The sequence below is a fragment of the Tardiphaga sp. vice154 genome (genome assembly GCF_007018645.1).
Taxonomy (GTDB): domain Bacteria; phylum Pseudomonadota; class Alphaproteobacteria; order Rhizobiales; family Xanthobacteraceae; genus Tardiphaga.
In genome coordinates this window covers 4308942-4329921 of the sequence record NZ_CP041399.1, presented here as the reverse complement: position 1 = coordinate 4329921, position 20980 = coordinate 4308942, and the positions used below count along the sequence as shown (strand labels likewise).

Annotated in this window: 19 protein-coding genes, 1 tRNA gene and 1 pseudogene; 11 read left to right on the top strand and 10 right to left on the bottom strand. The window is 66.1% G+C overall.

Features of this window, described 5'->3' with window-relative positions; genetic code table 11:
• Positions 1 to 57: 57 nt before the first annotated feature.
• From FIU28_RS20260 to FIU28_RS20240, 5 genes and pseudogenes are all read left to right on the top strand, one after another.
• Positions 58 to 420: a DUF3302 domain-containing protein gene (locus tag FIU28_RS20260; protein WP_246660751.1), complete on the top strand. Its 363-nt coding sequence runs from the start codon at positions 58 to 60 to the stop codon at positions 418 to 420.
• A gap of 2 nt (positions 421 to 422) precedes the next feature.
• The gene (locus FIU28_RS20255; RefSeq protein ID WP_143574936.1) at positions 423 to 608 is read left to right on the top strand and encodes a hypothetical protein; all 186 of its coding nucleotides are present in this window, start codon (positions 423 to 425) and stop codon (positions 606 to 608) included.
• Positions 605 to 1744 (top strand): HlyD family secretion protein, encoded by a 1140-nt coding sequence (locus FIU28_RS20250; RefSeq protein WP_143574935.1) that lies wholly within the window; start codon positions 605 to 607, stop codon positions 1742 to 1744. Before FIU28_RS20255 ends, FIU28_RS20250 begins: the two co-directional genes overlap by 4 nt.
• A 382-nt stretch (positions 1745 to 2126) precedes the next feature.
• Positions 2127 to 3281, top strand: a complete 1155-nt coding sequence (locus FIU28_RS20245) for a DUF1214 domain-containing protein (RefSeq protein ID WP_168202998.1) — start codon at positions 2127 to 2129, stop codon at positions 3279 to 3281.
• 86 nt (positions 3282 to 3367) lie between these two features.
• Positions 3368 to 3674, top strand: a pseudogene (locus FIU28_RS20240) (transposase); the annotation flags it as partial.
• A gap of 501 nt (positions 3675 to 4175) precedes the next feature.
• Here FIU28_RS20240 and FIU28_RS20235 read toward each other — a convergent pair.
• Both FIU28_RS20235 and FIU28_RS20230 read right to left on the bottom strand, forming a co-directional pair.
• Positions 4176 to 4250 (bottom strand) — tRNA-Glu (locus FIU28_RS20235).
• 85 nt (positions 4251 to 4335) lie between these two features.
• Entirely contained in the window at positions 4336 to 4671 is a 336-nt protein-coding gene (locus FIU28_RS20230) for a hypothetical protein (RefSeq protein ID WP_143574933.1), read from the bottom strand.
• Between FIU28_RS20230 and FIU28_RS20225 the strand changes: the two genes are divergently transcribed.
• Positions 4670 to 5698 carry an RluA family pseudouridine synthase gene (locus FIU28_RS20225; RefSeq protein WP_143574932.1) on the top strand — a complete coding sequence of 343 codons (1029 nt, stop codon included), beginning with the start codon at positions 4670 to 4672 and terminating at the stop codon, positions 5696 to 5698. The two genes, FIU28_RS20230 and FIU28_RS20225, sit on opposite strands and share 2 nt — an antisense overlap.
• Positions 5699 to 5913: 215 nt before the next feature.
• Entirely contained in the window at positions 5914 to 6813 is a 900-nt protein-coding gene (gene rpoH, locus FIU28_RS20220; protein ID WP_143574931.1) for an RNA polymerase sigma factor RpoH, read from the top strand.
• A gap of 50 nt (positions 6814 to 6863) precedes the next feature.
• On the opposite strand, the gene FIU28_RS20215 is transcribed toward rpoH, so the two are convergent.
• A complete protein-coding gene (locus FIU28_RS20215; protein ID WP_143574930.1) occupies positions 6864 to 8189 on the bottom strand; it encodes a cobyrinate a,c-diamide synthase in 1326 nt (441 codons plus the stop codon).
• A gap of 81 nt (positions 8190 to 8270) precedes the next feature.
• On the opposite strand from FIU28_RS20215, the gene FIU28_RS20210 reads away from it, so the two are divergent.
• Positions 8271 to 9419 (top strand): cobalt-precorrin-5B (C(1))-methyltransferase, encoded by a 1149-nt coding sequence (locus FIU28_RS20210; protein ID WP_441351242.1) that lies wholly within the window; start codon positions 8271 to 8273, stop codon positions 9417 to 9419.
• Here the strand turns inward: FIU28_RS20210 and cobM are convergent.
• The 3 genes from cobM to cbiE are packed head-to-tail and all read right to left on the bottom strand — an operon-like array spanning position 9416 to position 11813.
• The gene (cobM, locus tag FIU28_RS20205; RefSeq protein ID WP_143574929.1) at positions 9416 to 10186 is read right to left on the bottom strand and encodes a precorrin-4 C(11)-methyltransferase; all 771 of its coding nucleotides are present in this window, start codon (positions 10184 to 10186) and stop codon (positions 9416 to 9418) included. The two genes, FIU28_RS20210 and cobM, sit on opposite strands and share 4 nt — an antisense overlap.
• A complete protein-coding gene (locus tag FIU28_RS20200; protein WP_143574928.1) occupies positions 10183 to 10596 on the bottom strand; it encodes a cobalamin biosynthesis protein in 414 nt (137 codons plus the stop codon). The genes cobM and FIU28_RS20200 overlap by 4 nt, the downstream gene beginning before the upstream one ends.
• Positions 10593 to 11813, bottom strand: a complete 1221-nt coding sequence (gene cbiE / locus FIU28_RS20195) for a precorrin-6y C5,15-methyltransferase (decarboxylating) subunit CbiE (RefSeq protein WP_143574927.1) — start codon at positions 11811 to 11813, stop codon at positions 10593 to 10595. Before cbiE ends, FIU28_RS20200 begins: the two co-directional genes overlap by 4 nt.
• A gap of 26 nt (positions 11814 to 11839) precedes the next feature.
• On the opposite strand from cbiE, the gene FIU28_RS20190 reads away from it, so the two are divergent.
• On the top strand, positions 11840 to 12586 hold the full coding sequence (locus FIU28_RS20190) for a cobalt-precorrin-6A reductase (RefSeq protein ID WP_143574926.1): 747 nt from the start codon (positions 11840 to 11842) through the stop codon (positions 12584 to 12586).
• On the opposite strand, the gene cobJ is transcribed toward FIU28_RS20190, so the two are convergent.
• Genes cobJ through cobG form a run of 4 tightly spaced genes read right to left on the bottom strand, consistent with a single transcriptional unit; the run spans position 12568 to position 16025 of the window.
• Entirely contained in the window at positions 12568 to 13338 is a 771-nt protein-coding gene (cobJ, locus tag FIU28_RS20185) for a precorrin-3B C(17)-methyltransferase (RefSeq protein WP_143574925.1), read from the bottom strand. The genes FIU28_RS20190 and cobJ overlap by 19 nt on opposite strands.
• Complete coding sequence (locus tag FIU28_RS20180; protein WP_143574924.1) at positions 13335 to 14075, bottom strand: precorrin-2 C(20)-methyltransferase; 741 nt, start codon at positions 14073 to 14075, stop codon at positions 13335 to 13337. The genes cobJ and FIU28_RS20180 overlap by 4 nt, the downstream gene beginning before the upstream one ends.
• Positions 14072 to 14704, bottom strand: a complete 633-nt coding sequence (locus FIU28_RS20175) for a precorrin-8X methylmutase (protein ID WP_143574923.1) — start codon at positions 14702 to 14704, stop codon at positions 14072 to 14074. The genes FIU28_RS20180 and FIU28_RS20175 overlap by 4 nt, the downstream gene beginning before the upstream one ends.
• Positions 14688 to 16025 carry a precorrin-3B synthase gene (gene cobG, locus FIU28_RS20170; protein WP_143574922.1) on the bottom strand — a complete coding sequence of 446 codons (1338 nt, stop codon included), beginning with the start codon at positions 16023 to 16025 and terminating at the stop codon, positions 14688 to 14690. Before cobG ends, FIU28_RS20175 begins: the two co-directional genes overlap by 17 nt.
• A 262-nt stretch (positions 16026 to 16287) precedes the next feature.
• On the opposite strand from cobG, the gene FIU28_RS20165 reads away from it, so the two are divergent.
• Positions 16288 to 17523, top strand: a complete 1236-nt coding sequence (locus tag FIU28_RS20165) for a metallophosphoesterase family protein (protein WP_143574921.1) — start codon at positions 16288 to 16290, stop codon at positions 17521 to 17523.
• On the top strand, positions 17520 to 20978 hold the full coding sequence (locus FIU28_RS20160; protein WP_143574920.1) for an ATP-binding protein: 3459 nt from the start codon (positions 17520 to 17522) through the stop codon (positions 20976 to 20978). Before FIU28_RS20165 ends, FIU28_RS20160 begins: the two co-directional genes overlap by 4 nt.
• The last annotated feature ends 2 nt before the right edge of the window (positions 20979 to 20980 follow it).

Below are 20980 nucleotides of genomic sequence, written 5' to 3'. Positions count from 1 at the left end.
CGCGCCGTCAAACAACTTTTGGTCGGGTTTGATAGTGATGAAGGTAAGAGGCCTGCGATGCGTTTTACACTGCAATCGTTCGACCCGTTCCTGCACTGGATGACGCTAGTCATCCTGTGCATTATGCCTTTGCTGATTGGCTATGTACTCTACAAGCTCGGTAGCCTGCCGGGCGCTATTGCGCGCGAGCGCGGACATCCGCAGGCTGCGGCGATCGGCATCTGCGGGTGGATGGGCGTCGTCACGCTGGTGCTTTGGCCTGTCGCTATGGTCTGGGCGCATCTCTCGCCGGCCCGGCTGGGCGAAATCAATGCAGATCGAACGAGCGAGCTACTCGCACGCATGCAACGCGCCTCAAAACTGCTTGCGCAGATCGAGGCCCTGGCCCCCGGCCAGTCGACGAAGGTGACAGGAGGCTAGCCATGCTTTGGGCACTCATTTCATCGGTCTATGTCATCTATCTCCATAAGAAGCACGCCGGCGAAATGAAGGAGTCACCAGTCGTTGGCGAGGACGCCGTGGAATCGGCACTGATGGATCTCGAGCAAAGAATCGAAGCGCTTCACCGACGGCTTGTCAGCACTGAAGCACGGGAGAATACAGCATGATGGGGGCGCTCTTCCTCACCTACATTGCGCTTGTCTGGCTCGTGTTCGACAAGCTGCGTCTGATGCGGATGAGTTTGCCGGTCACGATAGCGCTCGCTGCAGTCGGCCCGCTCTTCGCCGGTTACATTCTCCTGTCGATGAACAATTATCATCCCTCGTCCGCCGATGCGCGTGTTTTCCAGCACATCGTGCCAATTGTCCCGCATATCAGCACACCGGGACGCGTGCAGGAGGTTGTCGCTCAACCCAACACGGCGATGAAAAAGGGCGAGGTGATCTTTACGATCGATCCGCGGCCATTCCAATTCGATGTCAGCCGGCTCGAAGCCGCGCTGGCCGCAGCCGAGCAGACTGTTCCACAGCTCAAGACTGCGCTGGACCAGGCCTCGGCTACAGCTGAAAAGGCGGGCGTTCAGTTCGCCCTCGCGCGTGCGGAGTACGACCGGCAGTCGGACCTTTTTGAAAAGAAGGTCGTGGCGCAGGCGACCCTCGACAGGGCCGAGCGGAACCTTGAAACAGCAAAACAAGGAGTCGCCGAGGTGCAGGCCGCCGAGCAGCGTGCGAAGCTGGCCTACGATTCGAACGTCGGCGGTGAGAACACTAGCGTAGCCCAGGTGAGGCAGCAACTCGAACAAGCACGCTATAATCTCGCAGAGGCGACGGTGCGTGCGCCATGCGATGGTTACGTCACCAACATGCAGCTCGAAGCTGGTGCCGTCGTCAGCGCGGCGGCCTCGGTCGTGCCTTTCATCTGTAATCGCGATGAACGGCACAAGGGAATTGTCGTCGCGTCCTTCATGCAGAGCGGATATCTGCAGATCATGCCGGGAGATTACGCCGAGGTAGTCTTTCCGCTCTATCCTGGTCGTGTGTTCACAGGAAAAGTCGAGACGACCATCGATGTCGCAGCCGAGGGGCAGCTGCAAGCGACAGGTCTTTTCCCTGCGATAACGCGCGTGAATGAATCGCGGTTTCCGGTTCGCATCAAGCTGGATCAAGCGAGCGGATTGCGGCTGCCAGCTGGCGCGCAGGGCGATGCCGCGGTGTTCACTGGTAATGTGCAGATCGCCGGCGTCATTCGCATGGCTTTGATGCGAATGACGAGCTGGACCAACTACCTATTCCTGACAGGATAGCTGTGCAGTTTGACAATGCCGATACCAACTGCGGCTCAGGCGGCGCCGCAACTTGCGATTAAAAAGGTAGTTTTGGCGTCACGTCTTCAGTTAGGCTTGCTGTTCCTGTGATGAGGTTACCGTGATGCGCGAGGATATTCACGAGGCCAGACGCTACGGGTTCACTCATTGCGGTCATCACGATCGGCACCGCAGGTTCTAGGCGTTGCGCCGCGCGCATTCCGGCTGGTGTGTCTGCTAGGATTGTTCGTAAATTGAGATGCGCTAATTCCCGCACGAATTCGGAAAGCGGGCATCACCGCCAGTAGTAAAGCGAGGTTCAAATATGAGGTCCCGCCCCACGACCAGCCCGTTTTCAACGAAGCCTTGCATTAGAGCTTTCATGAAACGAAGGAACCTCTTGCTCGTCGCCGGCGCGGCGATCGTCGCAGGCTGCTCGACCACCAGCGGCGGAGGCACCGCCGCGCCGGCGGTCAAGCGCAAGGAGATCTCCACACACCGCAGCGGCACCGCCAGGCCGCTTCTCCGCGCCCTGGTCACAGCGTCGCTCGCTGCACTCTTCCACTTCGGCGGCGCGCAGGCCGCGCCGGTCGAACGCGTGACGCTCGACAACTACGTTCGAGCCGAGACCGATCGCTACTTCAGCGAGCGAGTGAATAGCAGCGGCATCGGCCGCCTGTCGCACGATCGGCAGGGCGTCGACATCGACCATCAGCCGGTGGTGCGGATGAACCGCGATACGCCGTACAGCCGCGTGGTGCTCGACCTAACCACGCCCGCCACGCTCGTCCTGCCCAACGTCGGCACGCGCTTCCAGTCGGCGATGGTCATCAACGAGGACCATTTCATCAAGCTCGTGATCTACGGTCCGGGCGAGCGGACCATCACGAAGGAAATGGTGGGAACGCGCTACGCGTTCATCAGCATCCGGACCTTCGTCAACCCTGACGATCCCGAAGACTGGAAGCGCCTGCACGCGGCGCAGGACGGCATCGCTCTCACCCAGGCCAGTCCTGGCAGGCTGGACGTGCCCAACTGGGATACGGCCGCACGCGACAAGCTCAGCGGGCTCCTGCGGCAGATGGCGCCCTTCGTGGCGAGCAGCCGCGGCATGTTCGGCGACGTCGACGCTGTAGACAAGGTCGCGCACCTGGTGGGCACCGCCGGCGGCTGGGGCGGCAACCGCGAGCAGGACGCGCTGTACCTGAACGTCGTTCCGCCGGCCAACGACGGCAAGACCGCCTACACGTTGACGCTCGGCGACGTGCCGGTGGACGGTTTCTGGTCGGTCAGCGTCTACAACGCCGGGGGCTTCTATCAGAAGAACCCGCAGAAGGCTTACTCGCTGAACAACGTGACCGTGAAGCCGGGCCCGGACGGCAAGGTGACGCTCCGCTTCGGCGGCGATCCCCGCCAGCCCAACTACCTGCCGATTGTGCCTGGCTGGAATTACACCGTGCGCCTGTACCGTCCGCGCGCCGAGATCCTCGACGGCACCTGGCGCTTCCCCGCCTTGGTGGCGGTGTCAGCGCCATGATTGCGCGGTTGCGCCGTAAGAACTCGCTTTCCCGCCAACCAGAAGGAGCTGACATGAAACGAAGGAACCTCTTGCTCGTCACCGAGCTGCAGTCTGATCTAAAATCAGGCACGATGTTGCTGGCTGATCGAGGGTACGACGCAGACTGGATTAGGGCATTCGCCGGTCCGAGGTGCGTGGGCTAACATTCCTCCGAAGCGAAATCGCAGAGACCCAATCTGTTTTAGCCCATATCTGTATCGGGCACGCAATTTGGTGGAGCGTTTCTTCAATAGGATCAAGAAATGCCGGCGCGTCGCGACCCGATATCACAAACTCGCCGCGAATTACCTTGCCTTCATCAAGCTCGCAGCGATTCGGATTTGGCTGCGCGCTCATCAGTCCACGCCCTAGAGCTTCGCTATCGCGTTTTGCCTCCAGTCTAAGAATTGATCTTATACTGGGCTTCCGCCTGTTGAGACGTATGGTACGCCTAGATGTCCAAGTTCCAACGACCGCTCAGCTTATAATAGTATCTCAGATTGTATCGAAAGGGAGGCTGTGAACGCGCCTTCAGGCACTGCTTTAACCTACCAGCGGCGTTTGGCACGACTGAAACACACCCGCCCCTCAGAACGGCACCGAGCCCCGCCCCCGGAAACTCCAGATCTGCACGTTGTTGCAGATGCCGCCGAGTTCGGCGCCGAAGACGACCGCAGCGCTGTTGCCGAACCGTGCGCGACCGAATTGCTAACGGCGAGATTCCGTTCCGCAAATTTTACCTTCGCGCGGTCATCTACCGTATCGTCGTGGACGACCACAATATTCGGGTTGTCGGGTGACAGCGCGACGCTGGAAAATTTTATCGCTGGGAAAAGTGTCACCGGGGCAGGTGTTCGCAGTTTTGAACACAAGTGGTGCTCCCTAGCGGAATCGAACCGCTGTTTTCGCCGTGAGAGGGCAACGTCCTAACCGCTAGACGAAGGGAGCATTGAGGCAAGCAATAGCCAAGATGGATGGCGGTGGCAAGATGCCAAAAGGAGGTTTGATGGGAATAGAAGCGACGGCGTTGGATTTACGGTTCCTGCGCGAATTTCAGCGTGCCGGCCGGCTTCAGCGTCTTGGCGTCAAAGGTGCGGATCTCGGTGGCGCCGCCGACATCCAGCGTCAGCACCAGGCGGTCGCCGGCGACCGCCGTGGACAGGATTCTGGCACCTTTCGGCAGGGTCGCCGTGGTAGCTTGCGTCACGACGCTTCCCTCGGACTTGAAAAGGCGGTAGCCGATCACAACGAGCAGTGCGCCCACGCCCAGCGCAGTGGTCAGCCCGGCAATCAGCATCATCCGCCTGACCTTCGCCATCATGGCCGCGGTCGCTTCAGGGTTCGGATCGGGCGCAACAGGTTCAGTCATGCAAAACTCTTCTGATCAGGGCATACCCGCCACCAACGATGTCACGCTGGACGTCACGGTGCAGGGCGATGAGGGCTCGGTGCGGCTCGACCGCGTGCTGGCGGTGCGCAGTCCCGCGCTGTCGCGCTCGCGGCTGAAGGCGCTGATTCTGGCCGGGCAGGTCAGGATCGGCGCCGATGCCGTTCGCGACCCCGCTTATCATGTCACTGCGGGCGATACGATCACAATCGACGTGCCGCCGGCGGTCGCCGCCGAGCCGGAAGGCGAGGACATCGCGCTCGATATCGTGTTCGAGGACGAGGACATCATCGTCATCAACAAGCCGAAGGGGCTGGTGGTGCATCCCGCCGCCGGCCACGAGACCGGCACGCTGGTCAACGCGCTGATCGCCCATTGCGGCGCGACCCTGTCGGGGATCGGCGGCGTCAAGCGGCCGGGCATCGTGCACCGGCTCGACAAGGATACCACCGGCCTGATGGTGGTTGCCAAGAACGACCACGCGCACCAGTCGCTGTCCGCGCAGTTCGCCGACCACGGCCGCACCAACGAGATGCGGCGGGGCTACATGGCGTTTGCCTGGGGCGTGCCGAACCGGCAGCGCGGCACCGTGGAGGCGCCGATCGACCGCCATCCCTATGCCCGCGAGAAAATGGCGGTGCGCGATACCGGCCGCGAGGCGGTGACGCATTGGGAAGTGCAGCAGACCTTCGACGATCGCCACGGCCGGCCGGTCGCCAGCCTTCTGGCGTGCCAGCTCGAGACCGGCCGTACCCACCAGATTCGCGTCCATCTGGCGCATATCCAGCATCCGCTGATGGGCGATTCAGTGTATGGTCCGCATTTCAAGACCAAGAGCAATGCGCTGGGTCCCGTCAGCCAGAAGGCGCTGGCCGAACTCGATCGCCAGGCGCTGCACGCCTATCTGCTGGCCCTCGAACACCCGCGCAGTGGCGAGATTCTCGAATGGATTTCCGACCTGCCGCCCGACCTCGCCCGCCTGCGCGATGCCCTGGCGGTGACGGAATGACGCAGATGCATATATTAAATTGAGGTATTCCAATAAGTTATTTAAGTAACACGCGGACGTGACAGAAAGTTCACTTCCAATACGCCTGTAGTCAGGTGTATGTTGCGTCTGCGTTGAACATGCAACGTGGAACATCGCAGCAAGAGCGGCTTTAGTAACGCGCTCGCTGCCTGGCCCGCCGCTATCGGGGGCCTGAACGACTGGAGGGTGCTACCATGGCCCGTACAGCTACACTGCCGGTTCTCAACGGAGAATCCGGACTGTCCCGCTACCTGTCGGAAATCCGCAAATTTCCGATGCTGGAACCCCAGCAGGAATATATGTACGCCAAGTCCTGGCGCGAGCATGACGACCGCGACGCGGCGCATCATCTCGTGACCAGCCATTTGCGGCTCGTCGCCAAGATCGCGATGGGCTATCGCGGCTACGGCCTGCCGATCTCCGAGGTCGTCTCGGAAGGCAACGTCGGCCTGATGCAGGCGGTGAAGCGGTTCGAGCCCGAGAAGGGCTTCCGCCTCGCCACCTACGCCATGTGGTGGATCAAGGCATCGATTCAAGAGTACATCCTGCGCTCGTGGTCGCTCGTGAAGATGGGCACCACCGCGAACCAGAAAAAACTGTTCTTCAATTTGCGCAAGGCGAAGAGCAAGATCTCGGCGCTGGACGAGGGCGATATGCGCCCGGATCAGGTCAAGATCATTGCCAAGCGCCTCGGCGTCACCGAGCAGGACGTGGTCGACATGAACCGCCGCCTCGGCGGCGATGCGTCGCTCAACGCCCCGATCCGGGACGATGGCGAGGCCGGCGAATGGCAGGACTGGCTGGTCGACCATGCGCCGACGCAGGAAGCGGTGCTGGCCGAGCATGAGGAACTGGATCACCGCCGTCAGGCGCTGAACGGCGCGATCGGCGTGCTCAACCCGCGCGAGAAGCGTATCTTCGAGGCGCGTCGCCTGGCAGACGACCCGATGACGCTGGAGGATCTCGCCACGGAGTTCGGCGTCTCCCGCGAGCGCGTCCGCCAGATCGAGGTGCGTGCCTTCGAGAAGGTGCAGACCGCGGTCAAGGGCACCATCGCCCGCCAGGAGCAGGCGGCGATGGAAGCTGCCTACTGAGCGGATGGAATGTTAAGCGAAAAGCCGGCGGCAACGCCGGCTTTTTGCGTTTAGACCTGCGCCACCAGATGAAAGAAGCTGCCGGTGACATTGCGGCGTCGGCTTCCTGCGGCCACCGGCTCGCTGTCGTAGGCATCCGTTGCCAGCGCGAACGGCGCGTCGTCGCCCTGGTCGATAATCGTGGCGTAGTGGAATTCATGGCCGCGAAACGTCGCGCCGGTCTTGCCGAGACAACCGTCCGCAGCGAGTCGCGCTTCGCGATAGCCGAGGTGCATCTTGCGGGCCGCAAAGCTGGTGCGGACACTGAGCAAGCCGGCCATGCGATGTACGACGCCTTCCTTGTCGGTCAGTGTCTCGCCGAGCGTCATGTAGCCTCCGCATTCGCCATGCACCGGCCGCGTTTCGGCGAATTGCCGCAGTCCGCTCAGAAAGACGGCCGACGCCGCAAGCCGTCCGGCGTGCAGTTCCGGATAACCACCCGGCAGCCAGCAGATATCGCACTGCTCCGGCGGTGCTTCATTCGCCAGCGGCGAGAAGAACGAAATCTCGGCGCCGGCGCTGCGCCAGCCCGACAACAGATGCGGATAGATGAAGGAAAACGCCTGATCTCTGGCCATCGCGATGCGTCGTCCCGGCGGCGGCAATGCGGCTTGCGCAGATGGAGCCGCATCGGCGTTGAACGCCGAAGCCAGCGCGGCGATCGCATCAAGATCGACATGCTCGCTGACGAAGCCGGCCATCGCATCGAGCCGCGCGTCGAGGTCGGATGTCTCGCCCGCCTGCACGAGTCCGAGATGTCGCTCCGGCAAAACGATTCCCGGAGATTTCGGTAGGGCGCCGAGAATCGGAAGGCCCAAAGGCGCGATGCCCTCGGTCACCAGCCGCAGATGCCGCGCGCTGCCGACGCGGTTGAGAATCACCCCGGCGATGGTGACGCGCGGGTCGAATCCCAAGCACCCCCGAACGATGGCGCCGGCGGATTGCGATTGCCCGCTGACGTCGATCACCAGCACGACCGGCAGGCCGAGCGCGGCGGCGATATCGGCGGACGAGCCCGAGCGTCCGGTTGCCGCAGGCACGCCGTCGAACAGTCCCATCGAGGCCTCGCAGATCACCAATTCGGATTCGGCTGAGGCCTCACGCGCGAGCCGCGCGATCAGATCGGAACGCATCGCCCAACTGTCGAGATTGAGGCTGGGCCGTCCGCTCGCCGCGGCATGGAACGCGGGATCGATGTAATCCGGACCGCATTTGACGCCGCCGACGCGAAACCCCTTGTTACGCAGCGCGCGCAGCAGGCCGATCGTCACGGTGGTCTTGCCGCTGCCGGAACGCGGCGCGGCGATCATCAGGCCGCGGGCGGCATCGGGCATCATTTTTCTCCGCACGCGCTGGCGTGGTTGGGCCCGTCATACAGCACCTCGCCCGCTTGCTGAAGCACCTTCGCCGGCTGTATCATGCATGACCTGCGAGAGGCGTTGCTCGCCAATCTGTGGTTCCCGATGAGCGATGTTTCCGACCCGCCGAACCTGCGCCGCGGCTGGACCACCGGCACCTGCGCGACCGCGGCAACCCGCGCCGCCTACCAGGCGCTGCTGACCGGCGAATTTCCCGATCCGGTGGCGGTGCTGTTGCCCGGCGGCACGCGCCCGGCCTTTTCGCTGGCGATGCAGGAAAGCGGCGATGGCTTCGCCCGCGCCGGCATCGTCAAGGACGCCGGCGATGACCCCGATGTCACCCATGGCGCGCTGATCATCGCGACGGTGCGTCTTGGCGCACCCGGCCGCGGCATCCAGTTCCGCGCCGGCGACGGCGTCGGCACCGTGACGCGACCGGGATTGCCGCTGCCTCCCGGCGAACCCGCCATCAACCCGGTGCCGCGTGAGATGATGCGCACGGCGATCGCCGAGGTCGCCGCAGCGTGCGGCGGCGCGGGCGACGTGGTGGTGGAAATCTCCGTGCCCGGCGGGGCGAGGATCGCCGAGCGCACGCTGAACGGCCGGCTCGGCATCGTCGGCGGCATTTCGATCCTCGGCACGTCCGGCATCGTCGTGCCGTATTCCTGCGCGGCGTGGATCCATTCGATCTATCGCGGCATCGACGTCGCGCGCGCGATGGGCTTGCAGCATGTCGCGGGCTCGACCGGCAACACGTCCGAGCAGGCGGTGCAGAAGCTGCACGGCCTGCACGAGGTGGCGCTGATCGACATGGGCGATTTCGTCGGCGGCATGCTGAAATATCTGCGGCGAAATCCCGTCGCGCGCATCTCCATTGCCGGCGGCATGGGTAAGATGACCAAGCTCGGCCAGGGCATGCTCGACCTGCATTCGAAGCGCGGCGAGGTCGATCGCGACTGGCTGGCGCAACTGGCCAGCGCGGCCGACGGCACTGCCGAACTGGCTGATAGCATCCGCGCCGCCAACACCGCCAAGGATGCCTTCGAGATCGCCGACCGTGCCGGCATCCGGCTTGGCGGACGCGTCGCTGAAGCCGCGTGGATCACCGCCGCACATGTGCTGCGCGACTGCGATATCGAACTGGAAACCGTGATCTTCGATCGCGATGGCCAATTGCTGGCGCAAACGCCGTTCCGTCGGGTCTGCTAGTCGTCGCTGTTCGACACGTCGCGGAAGCGGCGGTGATAGTCGGCGTTATACAGAGCGCTGTCGCGAAAGCCGCTGGCGGTGAGCACGCGGCCGACGAAGATCAGCGCGGTGCGCTCAATCGGCGCTTTCGCCACCTCATCGACGATGCTGGAAAGCGTGCCGCGCACGATCTGCTGGTCTGGCCAGCTCGCGCGATAGACGATCGCGACCGGGCAATCGGCGCCGTATTGCGGCAGCAGCTCGGCGACGACCGTGTCCAGCGTATGGATCGAGAGGTGGATCGCCAGCGTCGCTCCGGTCTGCGCGAAGGTCGAGAGCTTCTCGCCGGGCGGCATCGACGAGGCGCGACCCGAGGTCCGCGTCAGCACCAGAGATTGCGCGACTTCCGGCAGCGTCAGTTCGCGGCCGAGCGCGGCGGCGGCGGCCGCAAATGACGGCACGCCGGGCGTGATCGTGTAGGGGATCTGCAGCGCGTCGAGCCGCCGCAATTGTTCGCCCATCGCGCTCCACACCGAGAGATCGCCGGAATGCAGCCGCGCCACGTCATGGCCGGCCGCCTGCGCGCGCGAAAACTCGGCGGCGATCTGGTCAAGGTCCAGCGAGGCCGTATCGACGATGCGGGCGTCCGGCGGGCACCAGGCCAGCAATTCCCTTGGCACCAGCGATCCCGCATAGAGGCAGACAGGGCAGTGCGCGATCAGGTCGCGGCCGCGCACGGTGATCAGATCGGGCGCGCCCGGGCCCGCGCCGATGAAATGCACGGTCATGATGGCTCTCCAGGATCCGGCAGCCGTGCGGCGATGGCGCAGGTGGCGTGGTCGCTGCTGATGCGCGGCACCACCAGCGTGGCGTCGGTGCCGGCGCCGGCCAGCGCGGCGGCTTCCGCGACCGAGGCCACGCCGAACAGTTCCTGCGCGCGGGCTGAATAGATTTGCGTGCGCGGCATCGCGGCGTTGAGCTGATCGCGCGACAGAAACACCAGCTCGATGCCGAGCAGGTCGGCGGCCTGCCGGATGCCCGGCTCGTCGCGCTTGTCCTCGATCGTGAACAATTTTCGCGCGCCGTGTTCGGGCAGATGCTGCGGCCATTCCGCCAGCGCCTGCGAAATCAGCCGGATCAGCACGTCGCCCGCGCACCCCTTGCGGCAGCCGATGCCAATGGCAATCATATCTGTCATGGCTTGATCACCGACCATTGCACCACCGGCATCGCCGCGCGCCAGCCGTGGAAGCCGCCGATCCTGTCGGCGCGCGCGAAATTGAACGATAGCAATTCACCGCCCAGCGCCGTGAAGCGGCGCGTCAGCTCGGCCTGGGTCTCGATCGTCACCGCATTGACCACCAGGCGACCGCGCGGCGCCAGCGCGGACCAGGCGGCATCGAGCACGCCGTCATTGGTCGCACCGCCGCCGACGAAGATGGCATCGGGCTGCGGCAGGCCGTGCAGGATGCCGGGTGCGGCACCTTCGACGATCTGCAGATCCGGCACGCCGAGCGCGAGCGCGTTGCGTTGGATGCGTGCAATGCGGGAGGGATCGCGTTCGATCGCGATGGCGCAGTTGGCGGGATCGGCCAGCATCCATTCGATCGAGACCGAGCCGGAGCCCGCGCCGATGTCCCACATCAATTCGCCGCGGCGCGGCGCCAGCACCGACAGCGTCACCGCGCGCATCTCGCGCCGGGTGATCTGGCCGTCATGTTCGAACCAGTCATCGGGCAGGCTGCCTACACGGGGGATGATACGCGCGCCGTGGTCAGCGACGACTTCCAGCGCGATGGTGTTCAGCGGATCGATGTCGCCCAACGCAAAGCCATCTGCCAAGGACTGGCGGATGCGCTGGCGCGGACCGCCGATGTTTTCCAGCACCGTCAGGATGGAGTGGCCCATGCCGCGCGCCTGCAGCAGGCCGGCGAGTTTGCCGGGGGTGGTGCCATCCCATGACAGTGCAAGGATGCGCGCGCCGGGCCGCAACTGCGGAATGATGCGCTCCAGCGGTCGGCCGTGCAGCGTCAGCAGCGCGCAATCCTGCTGCGCCCAGCCGAGTTTCGACGCCGCAAGGCTGAAGGCCGAGGCTGAGGGCAGGCAGAGCATTTCTTCGGCAGCAATATGCTGCATCAGCAGCGATCCGATGCCGTAGAAGAAAGGATCGCCGCTGGCGAGCACGCAGACAGGTTGGCCGCGTCGCGCCAGTATCCCGGGAAACGCCGCGTCAGGTGGCGAGGGCCAGGCCAGTCGTTCGCCCGGAAATTCGCCGGCCAGCGCCAGATGCCGCTTGCCGCCGACCACCAGGCAGGCTTGCGCCAGCAGGTTTCGTGCGGCAGGAGAGAGGCCTTCGAGGCCGTCTTCGCCAAGGCCGATGATCGACAGCCACGGGCGTGTGCTGGACGGGGTCACCGGCGGCTCCGTATTGGAAGGGCACGATGCGAATTCTGATACTTGGCGGCACCAGCGAAGCGCGCGCACTGGCGCAGCGCGTCGCCGGAGACGCGGCCTATCAGGCGACGCTGTCGCTGGCCGGCCGCACGCGCAATCCCTGGCTGCCGCCGATCCCGTTTCGCATCGGCGGATTCGGCGGCGTCGATGGCTTGCGCGACTATCTGGCCGCCGAGGCTATCGAGGCCGTGATCGATGCGACGCATCCCTTCGCCGTGCAGATGTCGGACAACGCCCGGCTGGCCTGTGCGACCGCGCAAATTCCGCTGGCCGCGCTGACGCGCCCGGAATGGGAGGCGCAGGCTGGCGACCGCTGGATCGTGGTCGACGATATCGATACCGCAGTCGAGGCATTGGGCGATGCGCCGCGACGCGTGCTGCTGACGCATGGCCGGCTGCGACTCGCGGCCTTCGCGCGCCGGCCGCAGCACGATTATCTGGTTCGTACCATCGACAGGCCGGACGACATCGAGATGCTGCCGCAGCACCGTTTGATCCTGGAGCGCGGGCCGTTCGACGGAGCCAGCGAACTGCGCTTGCTCGAGAATGAGCAGATTGACGTCATCGTCAGCAAGAACAGCGGTGGCGCCGCGACCTATCCGAAGATCGAGGCTGCGCGCGAACTCGGTATTTCCGTGGTGATGATCCGGCGACCAAAAGCCGATGCCGTCGCCGAATGTTTCGACGTCGAGGCGGTGATGGCCTGGCTCGCGGCTCATCGCGCGGCTCCGTAGCTGCGCGGCGTCAGCAGCCACGGCAATTTGTCGCCGCCGCGCGTGATCAGCCGGCTCTCGCTCGAACCAATCATCACCAGCGTGCTCATGTCGATGAGGCCGGGATCGGCATCGGCCAAGGTCGAAAGCGTAAGTCGCTCGTCGGGCCGTCCCACCGCGCGCGCGAAGGCCACCGGCGTGGTGGCGGCCTTGCGGCTTCGCAAAATGTCGAACGCCTCGAAGATGCGCGTCGGTCGCGCTTTCGAGGCGGGGTTGTACAGCGCGATGACGAAGTCGCCGTCGGAGGCGGCGATCAACCGACGCTCGATGATCGACCAGGGCTTCAAATTGTCCGAAAGCGAGATCGCGCAGAAATCATGACCGAGCGGCGCGCCCAGGCGTGCGGCGGCGGCATGCATCGCGCTGATGCCGGGCTGCACCTCAATGTCGAGATCGCGCCAGCCGGGTTCGCCGCTTTCGACCGCTTCCAGTACGGCCGCAGCCATCGCGAACACGCCGGGATCGCCGCCGGACACCACGGCGACGTCGCGGCCCTCGGCTGCGAGTTGGAGCGCATGGCGGGCGCGACGAATCTCATCGCGGTTGTCGCTGGCGTGGTGCTGCTGGTTGTCGCGCAATGCCAGGCGCGCGACATAGGGCGCGTAGCCGACGACATCGGTGACGCGCTCCAGCGTCGCGGTGGCTTCCGGGGTCAGCCAGTGCGCCGGGCCGGGCCCGAGGCCGACGATCTTCAACGAGCCTTGCCTGCTCATGGCCGGCGGCCGTTGCCGGGCACCAGCACCATCGCGAAATAGGGCGCCCTGTCGCCGGTGTGTTCTTTCAGCGGCATCACGATCTCGGCCGCCATCGTGCCGCGCTCGACATAGATCGCGCGCTCCATCAGACCGGCGTCGCGGATCGCGTCGCGCACCTTGGCAAAATTATTGCCGAGCTTCATCACCACGGCGGCGTCGCTCTCGCTGAGGCGTTTGGTCAGTGAAGCTGCGGACAGCGTGCCGGGCAGCACGGTGAGCACGTCGTCGCCCCAGGTGATCGGTGCGCCCGCGGTGGTCCAGCAGCCCGACATGCCGGTGACGCCGGGCACGACGGTTACGGCAAAGCGGTCCTTCAGCCGGATGTAGATGTGCATGAAGGAGCCGTAGAAGAACGGATCGCCTTCGCACAACAGCGCGACGTCGCGTCCGTCCAGCAGATGCGTGGTAATGGCGTCGGCGGCTTCTTCATAGAAAGTGCTGAGCGCAGCGTTATAGGCCGGCTCGGTGAACGGCAGTTCGGTGGTCACCGGATAGTAGAGCGGCAGTTCTTCGGACGACGCCGAGATCCATTGATCGGCGATGCCGCGGGCGTTGCCGCGACGGCCGGCTTTCGCGAAGTAGGCGACGACAGGGGCGGCTTGCAGATGGCGCACGGCCTTCACGGTCAGCAGTTCGGGATCGCCCGGTCCAAGGCCGATGCCATACAGCCGTCCGATGGGCGAAGCGGCGGTCATTCCGCTGCGCTCGCCAGCGCGTTGATGGTCGCCGCCGCCATCGCGCTGCCGCCGCGGCGTCCGCGCACCACGAGGCACGGCACGCGGCCGTCCTCGATCAGGGCTTCCTTGGATTCGGCCGCCCCGATAAACCCGACCGGCATGCCGACGATCGCGACCGGCGGGCTGACGCCTTCGTCGAGCATCTCGAACAGCCGATACAACGCCGTCGGCGCATTGCCGATCACGACGATGCTGCCGGCCAGACGCTCCCGCCACAGCTCCATCGCTGCGGCGGACCGCGTGGTGCCGAGCCTGGCGGCAAGCGCGGGCGTCGAGGAATCGTTCAGCGTGCAGATGACGTCGTTGTTGCGGGGCAACCTGGCCCGCGTGACGCCGTCGGCCAGCATGCGGGAATCGCACAGGATCGGCGCGCCGGCTTCGAGCGCGGTCGCGGCGACGCTGACGGCGCCGGGCGAGAAATGGATATCGCTGGCGACATCGACCATGCCGCAGGCGTGGATGATACGCACGGCAACGCGCTCCTCGATGCCCTGGAAGCGCGCTAGTTCGGCCTCGCTGCGGATCAGCGCAAAGGAGCGCCGGTAGATTTCCGCGCCGTCGCGGACGTAGTCATGGGTGTTCGACAAGCAGGCGTTCCTTGATAGGACGAAGGCGCCGGGACAATTCGGCTTCGACTTCGTCTGGCGACAGATGAACGGCGACTGGCGTATCTGCCGCGGTGCCGTTCTCGATCAGATCGTAACGGCCGGCATGGCCGACCAGCGTGAACTGCGCGCTTGATGCATGCGCGCAGCCTTTGGTGCAACCGGAGACGTGCAGCACGGTGCCGCCCGGCGCGAGGTCCGTGAACAGCTGGCTGAAGCGCGTGGCATCCGGCTGCACCGGCGTGGTGGCGCTGTTGCAGGATGGCGCGCCGGGGCAGGCGGCGACGTGCAGCCTTGCATCATCCGCCTTCAGGATGAAGCCGTCGTCGTGCAATTCGGCCAGCATCGCATCGGCGGCGTCGGCGGAGATGCCGACCACCAGGATCACGCGCCACGGCGTCAGCCGCAATCCGGTCGCACCATGCCGTGACGCCACGGTGGCGAGATGGTCGAGCGCGGCGCTGCCCATCCGGCCGAACGGCAAGGCAACGCCGAGATAGGCCATGCCGGAGATTTCATGACGGCCGATGACATGGCTGATCGCGACGTGGCGATCAGCGGGCGCCGGCGCATCCTGCATCGCCATATCGGCGGCTTCTGCGATCGCCGCGACCCCGAGCGATCGAACGAGATCGCGCATCCGGCGCGCCGGCGTCTGGTTGCGTAGATCGATAAAGGCTTGCGCCAGCCGCGCGGCACAGTCGACCAGTTGCGCCGGCTCGCAGGTGGCGATCGGCAAATCCTCGGCGTCGCCCAGCGCGATCAGGAAGCGCGGGCCTTGCGGCGTGGCGATGGCCGTCAGACGGATATCGGCGCTGACGCCGGTGAGCGGCAACGCGCCGCCGTCGTCGATCAGGAAGCCGAATTTGCCGGGCAGACGGTGCAGCGCGGTGTCGCTCGTCAGCCGCGCCTCCAGCGCTTTGGCGATCGGACGGATGTCGAGCACGGCTGCGGGATCGAGCCCGGCCAGCGGGCTGGCGGTCACATTGCGAACGGTCTCTGCTTCGGCACTGGCATCGAGAATGTGCAACCGTTCGAGCTCAGCGGTGAGGCCGGGCAGGGTGGCTTCGCCGACGCCGCGCAGTTGCAGATTGGCGCGGCTGGAGAGATCGATCAGGCCGTTGCCGAAACGGGTGGCGCAAGCTGCAATGGCGTGGGCGGTGGCGAGGTCGAGAATCCCGCCGGTCAGCCGCAGCCGCACTAGCAGTCCATCGCCGGTAAGCATCGGGCGCAGCGCGCCGGGGCACCAGCCGCGCGGCGCCGGCCGATTGGGTACTCCGCGCGCCAGTGGCGGCGTGAACATTGAAGTTGGTCCTGGGGTGTCGAAACGCTGCACCAGATCGCACCTTGTTTCCCGCCACGCGGTCAGCGCACGGGGGCCCGGCAGCTCGAAATCGCCGGCATTTACGGGCGGAATTGCCGCTCTGTCAATCGATCTGGACAGCCGCGGCGACAGCCGGGCCGTTTGCTTGACATCCCCGGAGGAGTCGGGTCACCGATGGATCGGTAGCGGTCGCTGCGGCACTCAGCCGGGCGCTGCTTGCCTCGATGGAACGACCGATCCCATGCGCTTCAGCTTCATCCACTCGGCCGATCTGCACATCGACAGTCCGCTCGCCGGTCTCGGCCTCAAGGACAAGGCCGTTGCCGAGCGTTTCGCGCAGGCCGGCCGCCGCGCGGTCGAGGCGCTGGTCGCCGAGACGATCCGCAGCGAGGCAAAATTCCTGATCGTCGCCGGCGATATTTTCGATGGCGACTGGCGCGACGTCACTACCGGATTGTTCTTCGTCCGCGCGATCGGCGAACTGCACCGCGCCGGCATCCCGACCATCATGGTCAAGGGCAATCATGATTCGGAAAGCGGCATGTCGCGCTCGCTGAGCTATCCCGACACGGTGCGCTTCTTCTCGTCGCGCAAGGCCGAGACTATCGAGTTGCCGGAGCACCGCGTGGCGCTGCATGGCCGCAGCTTTCCGAACCGTCTGGTGCCGGATGATTTCGTCGAAAGCTATCCGGCGCGCCGCGACGGCTGGCTCAACATCGGCGTGCTGCACACCTCGCTCGAAGGCTCGCGCGACCACAAGAGCTACGCGCCGTGCAGTGTCGCCGACCTGCGCCTGTTCGGTTACGACTATTGGGCGCTTGGCCACGTCCATGATGCGAAGATAGTGAGCGAGGATCCCTGGATCGTCTATCCCGGCAATCTGCAGGGCCGCAGCGTGCGTGAGACCGGCGCCAAGGGCGCGATGCGCGTCACCGTGGAGGATGGCCGTATAATCGCGGTGGAGCCGCTGGTGTTCGACGGTGCGCGCTGGGCGCATGAGACCGTCGATGTGTCGGGGGCCGACCGCGAGACCGACGTGCTGTCGCGGATCGAGGCGGCGCTGGATGCGCTGCACGGCCGCAGCGGCGGCCGCGCGCTGGCGGTGCGCGTCACGCTGTCCGGCGTGACGCCGCTGCATGGGCAATTGATGGCGCGGCGCGAGATGCTGCAGGACGAGGCGCGCGCGGTCGGCTTCCGCATCGCCGGGGATTGCTGGGTCGAGCAGCTCAAGCTGTCGACCATGGCGCCGTCGCGGCCCGCGGCCGCCTTGTCAGCCGCCGAAAGCCTCGACGTCGATGATCTGCTGGCTGCCGTTGCCGCCGATCCCGGCTTTGCGGACGCGCTGGCGGAAACGATGAAAAGTATCACCGACAAGCTGCCGCATGAATTACGAAAGGAACTGGAAGCCGATCCTGCGGCGTTGCAGCGTCTGGCGGACGATGCCCGCGCCTATCTGTCGGGAGCGATGACGTCGTGAGAATCGAAACCCTGACGCTGGAGCGCTACGGCATCTTCACCGACCGCGTGCTGTCGTTCCGGCCCGACGCGCCGCTGCATGTCGTGCTCGGCGCCAACGAGGCGGGCAAGACCTCGGCGCTGTCGGCGATCGGCGACCTGCTGTTCGGCTTCGGCGCGCGCACCGACTATGATTTCAGGCATGACAGCAAGACGCTGCGGATCGGCGGCGCGTTCCGCCATGCCGATGGCCGCACGCTTTCGGTGCGGCGGCGCAAGGGCAACAAGAATACGCTGGTCGATGCCGCCGATCAGCCGCTGCCCGATACGACGCTGGAGCCGTTTCTCGCTGGCATCACCCGCGACATTTTTGCCCGCGAGTTCGGCCTCACCGCGGAAGCGCTGCGACTTGGCGGCAATGAGTTGCTGCATGCCGGCGGCAGCCTCGCGGAAACCCTCGCGGCGGGATCGGCCGGCATGACGGCGCTGTCGCGCGTCCGCGATCGCCTGAAGAACGAGGCGGACGAGCTGTTCACGCCGCGCAAATCCGCCAGCCGACCGTTTTATGTCGCGGCCGATCGCCATGAAGCCGCCGAACGCGCGCTGCGCGACGCTGTGGTGACGCGCGAGGCGCTGGAGGATGTCGAGAAGGCCGTGACCGAAGCCGGCACGCGGCTCGACGCGCTGAAGGCCGAGCACGCGGCCTCCGGCAGCAACCTCGCACGCTGGCAGCGCACCTTGCGGGTTCGCTCCAAACTGGCGCGGCTCGACAGCGTGGCGCAGGAGTTGGCCGATCTGGCCGACATGCCGGAGGTCCCGGCACAGGTGATCGGGCCGTGGCGCGAGGCGCTGGCGGCCGATGCCGTGCTGAGCGATGACCTGGCCGCGCTCGATGCGGCGGACGCCGCCGACCACGACGCGATGGAAGACATGTCGGTCGACGAGGCAACGTTGGCCGCCGCGCCAGCTATCGATGCGCTGCGCGAGCGGCTCGGCGCCGTGCGCAAGGCGATGGAGGACCTGCCGCGCCGCCGCGAGGCGCGCCGCGCCGCGCAGGAGCAGCTCGACGCCGCCGCACATCGCCTCGGCCTGCCGTCGCATGTCGAATTGCTGGAGCGGTTGCCGACCGATCCAGCACTGGCCGCGGTCAAGGAACTGATCGAGCGCACCCGCCGCGCCGAGCAGGGCAGGGCCGAGGCGGAAGCCAAGCGCGCCCGCGTACTGCACGATATCGAAGGCCTCGCCGACGCCGCCGGCGCCCCGGCCGCGATCAGCGATCCCGAAGCCGCCCGGCAGCGGCTCGAAGCGCTGTCCGAACTTCCGACCCATGCCGACCGGCTGCGCCGCGAAACCTCGGCGCTGGCGATCGAGAAGAACAATCTGTCGGCACTGGCGACCGCGCTCGATCCGCGCGCCGGCGATATCGCCGACCTCGCGGGCCTGCCGCTGCCGGACCAAGCCAGCGTTGTGGCGCATGCCCGCGCGGCCGAATTGGCCGAGGCTGACCTCCGCAAGCTTGAAGACGCGAGAGCCATGGCCGACGCCGCGATCGAGGCGGCGGAGACGGAACTGCGGCGCCTGTCGGGCGATGGTACGGTTTCGACGCGCGGAGATTTGACCCTTGCGCGCAGCGCGCGCGACGCTGAGCTACAATCGCTGCAGAGCGTGTTGGACGGCGACGCCACCGAGCGCCGCCGTCTCTTCGGCGATGTCGAGCGTGCTTCGCAGAAAATCGACACGATCACCGACCGACTATTGACAGACACCGACCGCGCCGCGCGCCGCGAGGCGATGCAAGAGCGCCTCGATCAGAGCCGCCGCGAGCGCGACCGCGTGACTGCTGCGCTTGCCGCGTTGCAGCTGCGTCGCGCAGAAGCCGAGGCGGCGTGGCGCTCGCTGTGGCAATCGTCGGGCCTGCTGCCGCGCCGCCCGGCGGAGATGCTGCGCTGGCGCGAGCGCGTCGATCAATTGATCGGCCGGATCGGCCGGCTGGAAGAACAGCAGGCCGAACTTGACGCGCTCGCCGCGGCGCAGGAAGCGGGCAAGACTGCCGTGATCGCGCTGCTGGAGGCCATGGGCCGCGCGCCCGACCGCTCGCTGCCGGCTGACATTTTGTATCGTGAGGCGCGCAGCCGGCTCGACGAGCTGCAAAAGGCCTGGACCGATGCGCGCGCCCGCGCCGTAGCAAGGCAACGCGCCGAGCGCGATCTCGCCGAAGCGCAGCGCGCGCAAGATCAGGCGACCGCCGTGCTGGCCGAACAGGCCGGGCTGTGGCCCGCGGCGCTGGCCCCGATCGGTCTGCGCAAGGAGGCCTCGCCGGCCGAGGCCGAGGCCGCGCTGGCGGTCTGGCAATCTGTTCCGATGCCAAAATTGAGCTTCGAGCGCGAGGGTCGCAGCGTCGAGACCATCGAGGCCGACCTCCTTGCGTTTGATCGCGACGCGGCCGAATTGGCGGGGCGCCTGATGTCGGAGGCCGCAGGCGCTTCGGCGCAGGAATCGCTGGCGCGGCTGACCGGGCGCCTCGCCGAGACCCGGAGCGCGGCGGATGCCTGTCACCGCCTGCGCGAGGCGATGGCCCGGCGCGCGACGCAGCGCAAAGCCGCGATGAGCCGACGCCAGAGCGTAACGATGATGTTGGACGACGCCCGCGCCGCATTCGGCGCCGCCGATCTTGCCGCCCTTGTGGTGGCGATCGAGCGGTTGGCGCGTCGCCATGCGCTACAGACCGAAGGCGCGGCTTTGCGGCGCGAACTGCCGGAGATTGCCGACGGTCAGGATGAAGAGTTTCTGCGGGCCGAACAGCTCGGCCTCGACCTCGACGCCTTACCCAGTGAGATCGCGCGGGAAACCGTCCGGCAGAACGAAGTGCTGAAAGATTTCGAGCGCACTGCCGCCGAACTGCACCAGAAGCAGCGCGACTTCGAGGCGCTGGTGAAGGGGCGCGACGCGGCCGCTGCGGCGGCCGAACGTGCCGAATCGGCGGTCGAGCTTGTCTCCGTCGCGGAGCGCTGGTTGTTGCGCAGTGCGGCGGCCAAGCTGGCGTCCCTGGCGATCGAGCGGCACCGCGCGATGGTGCAGGACCCGCTGATCGAGCAGGCCAGCCGGCTGTTCGCGCTGGCAACGGGGCAGGCCTTTGCCGGGCTTGGCGTCGATTACGGCGAAGACGACCACCCGGTGCTGGTCGCGGTCCGCGCCGACGGCGAGCGCGTCGGCACCGGTGGCCTCAGCGAGGGCTCGCGCGACCAGCTGTTCCTGGCGCTACGGCTGGCGCTCTTGGAGCGGCGCACGCACCAGCCGCTGCCCTTCATCGGCGACGACTTGCTCACCAGCTTCGACGAGGCGCGCACGGTGGCGACGCTGTCGCTGCTGGCCGAGGCTGGCCGGCAGCGCCAGATCATCGTCTTCACGCACCACCAGCACGTCGCTGATCTCGCCAACGCCATCGACGGTCACGCGATCGACGTGATGCGGCTGTGAGC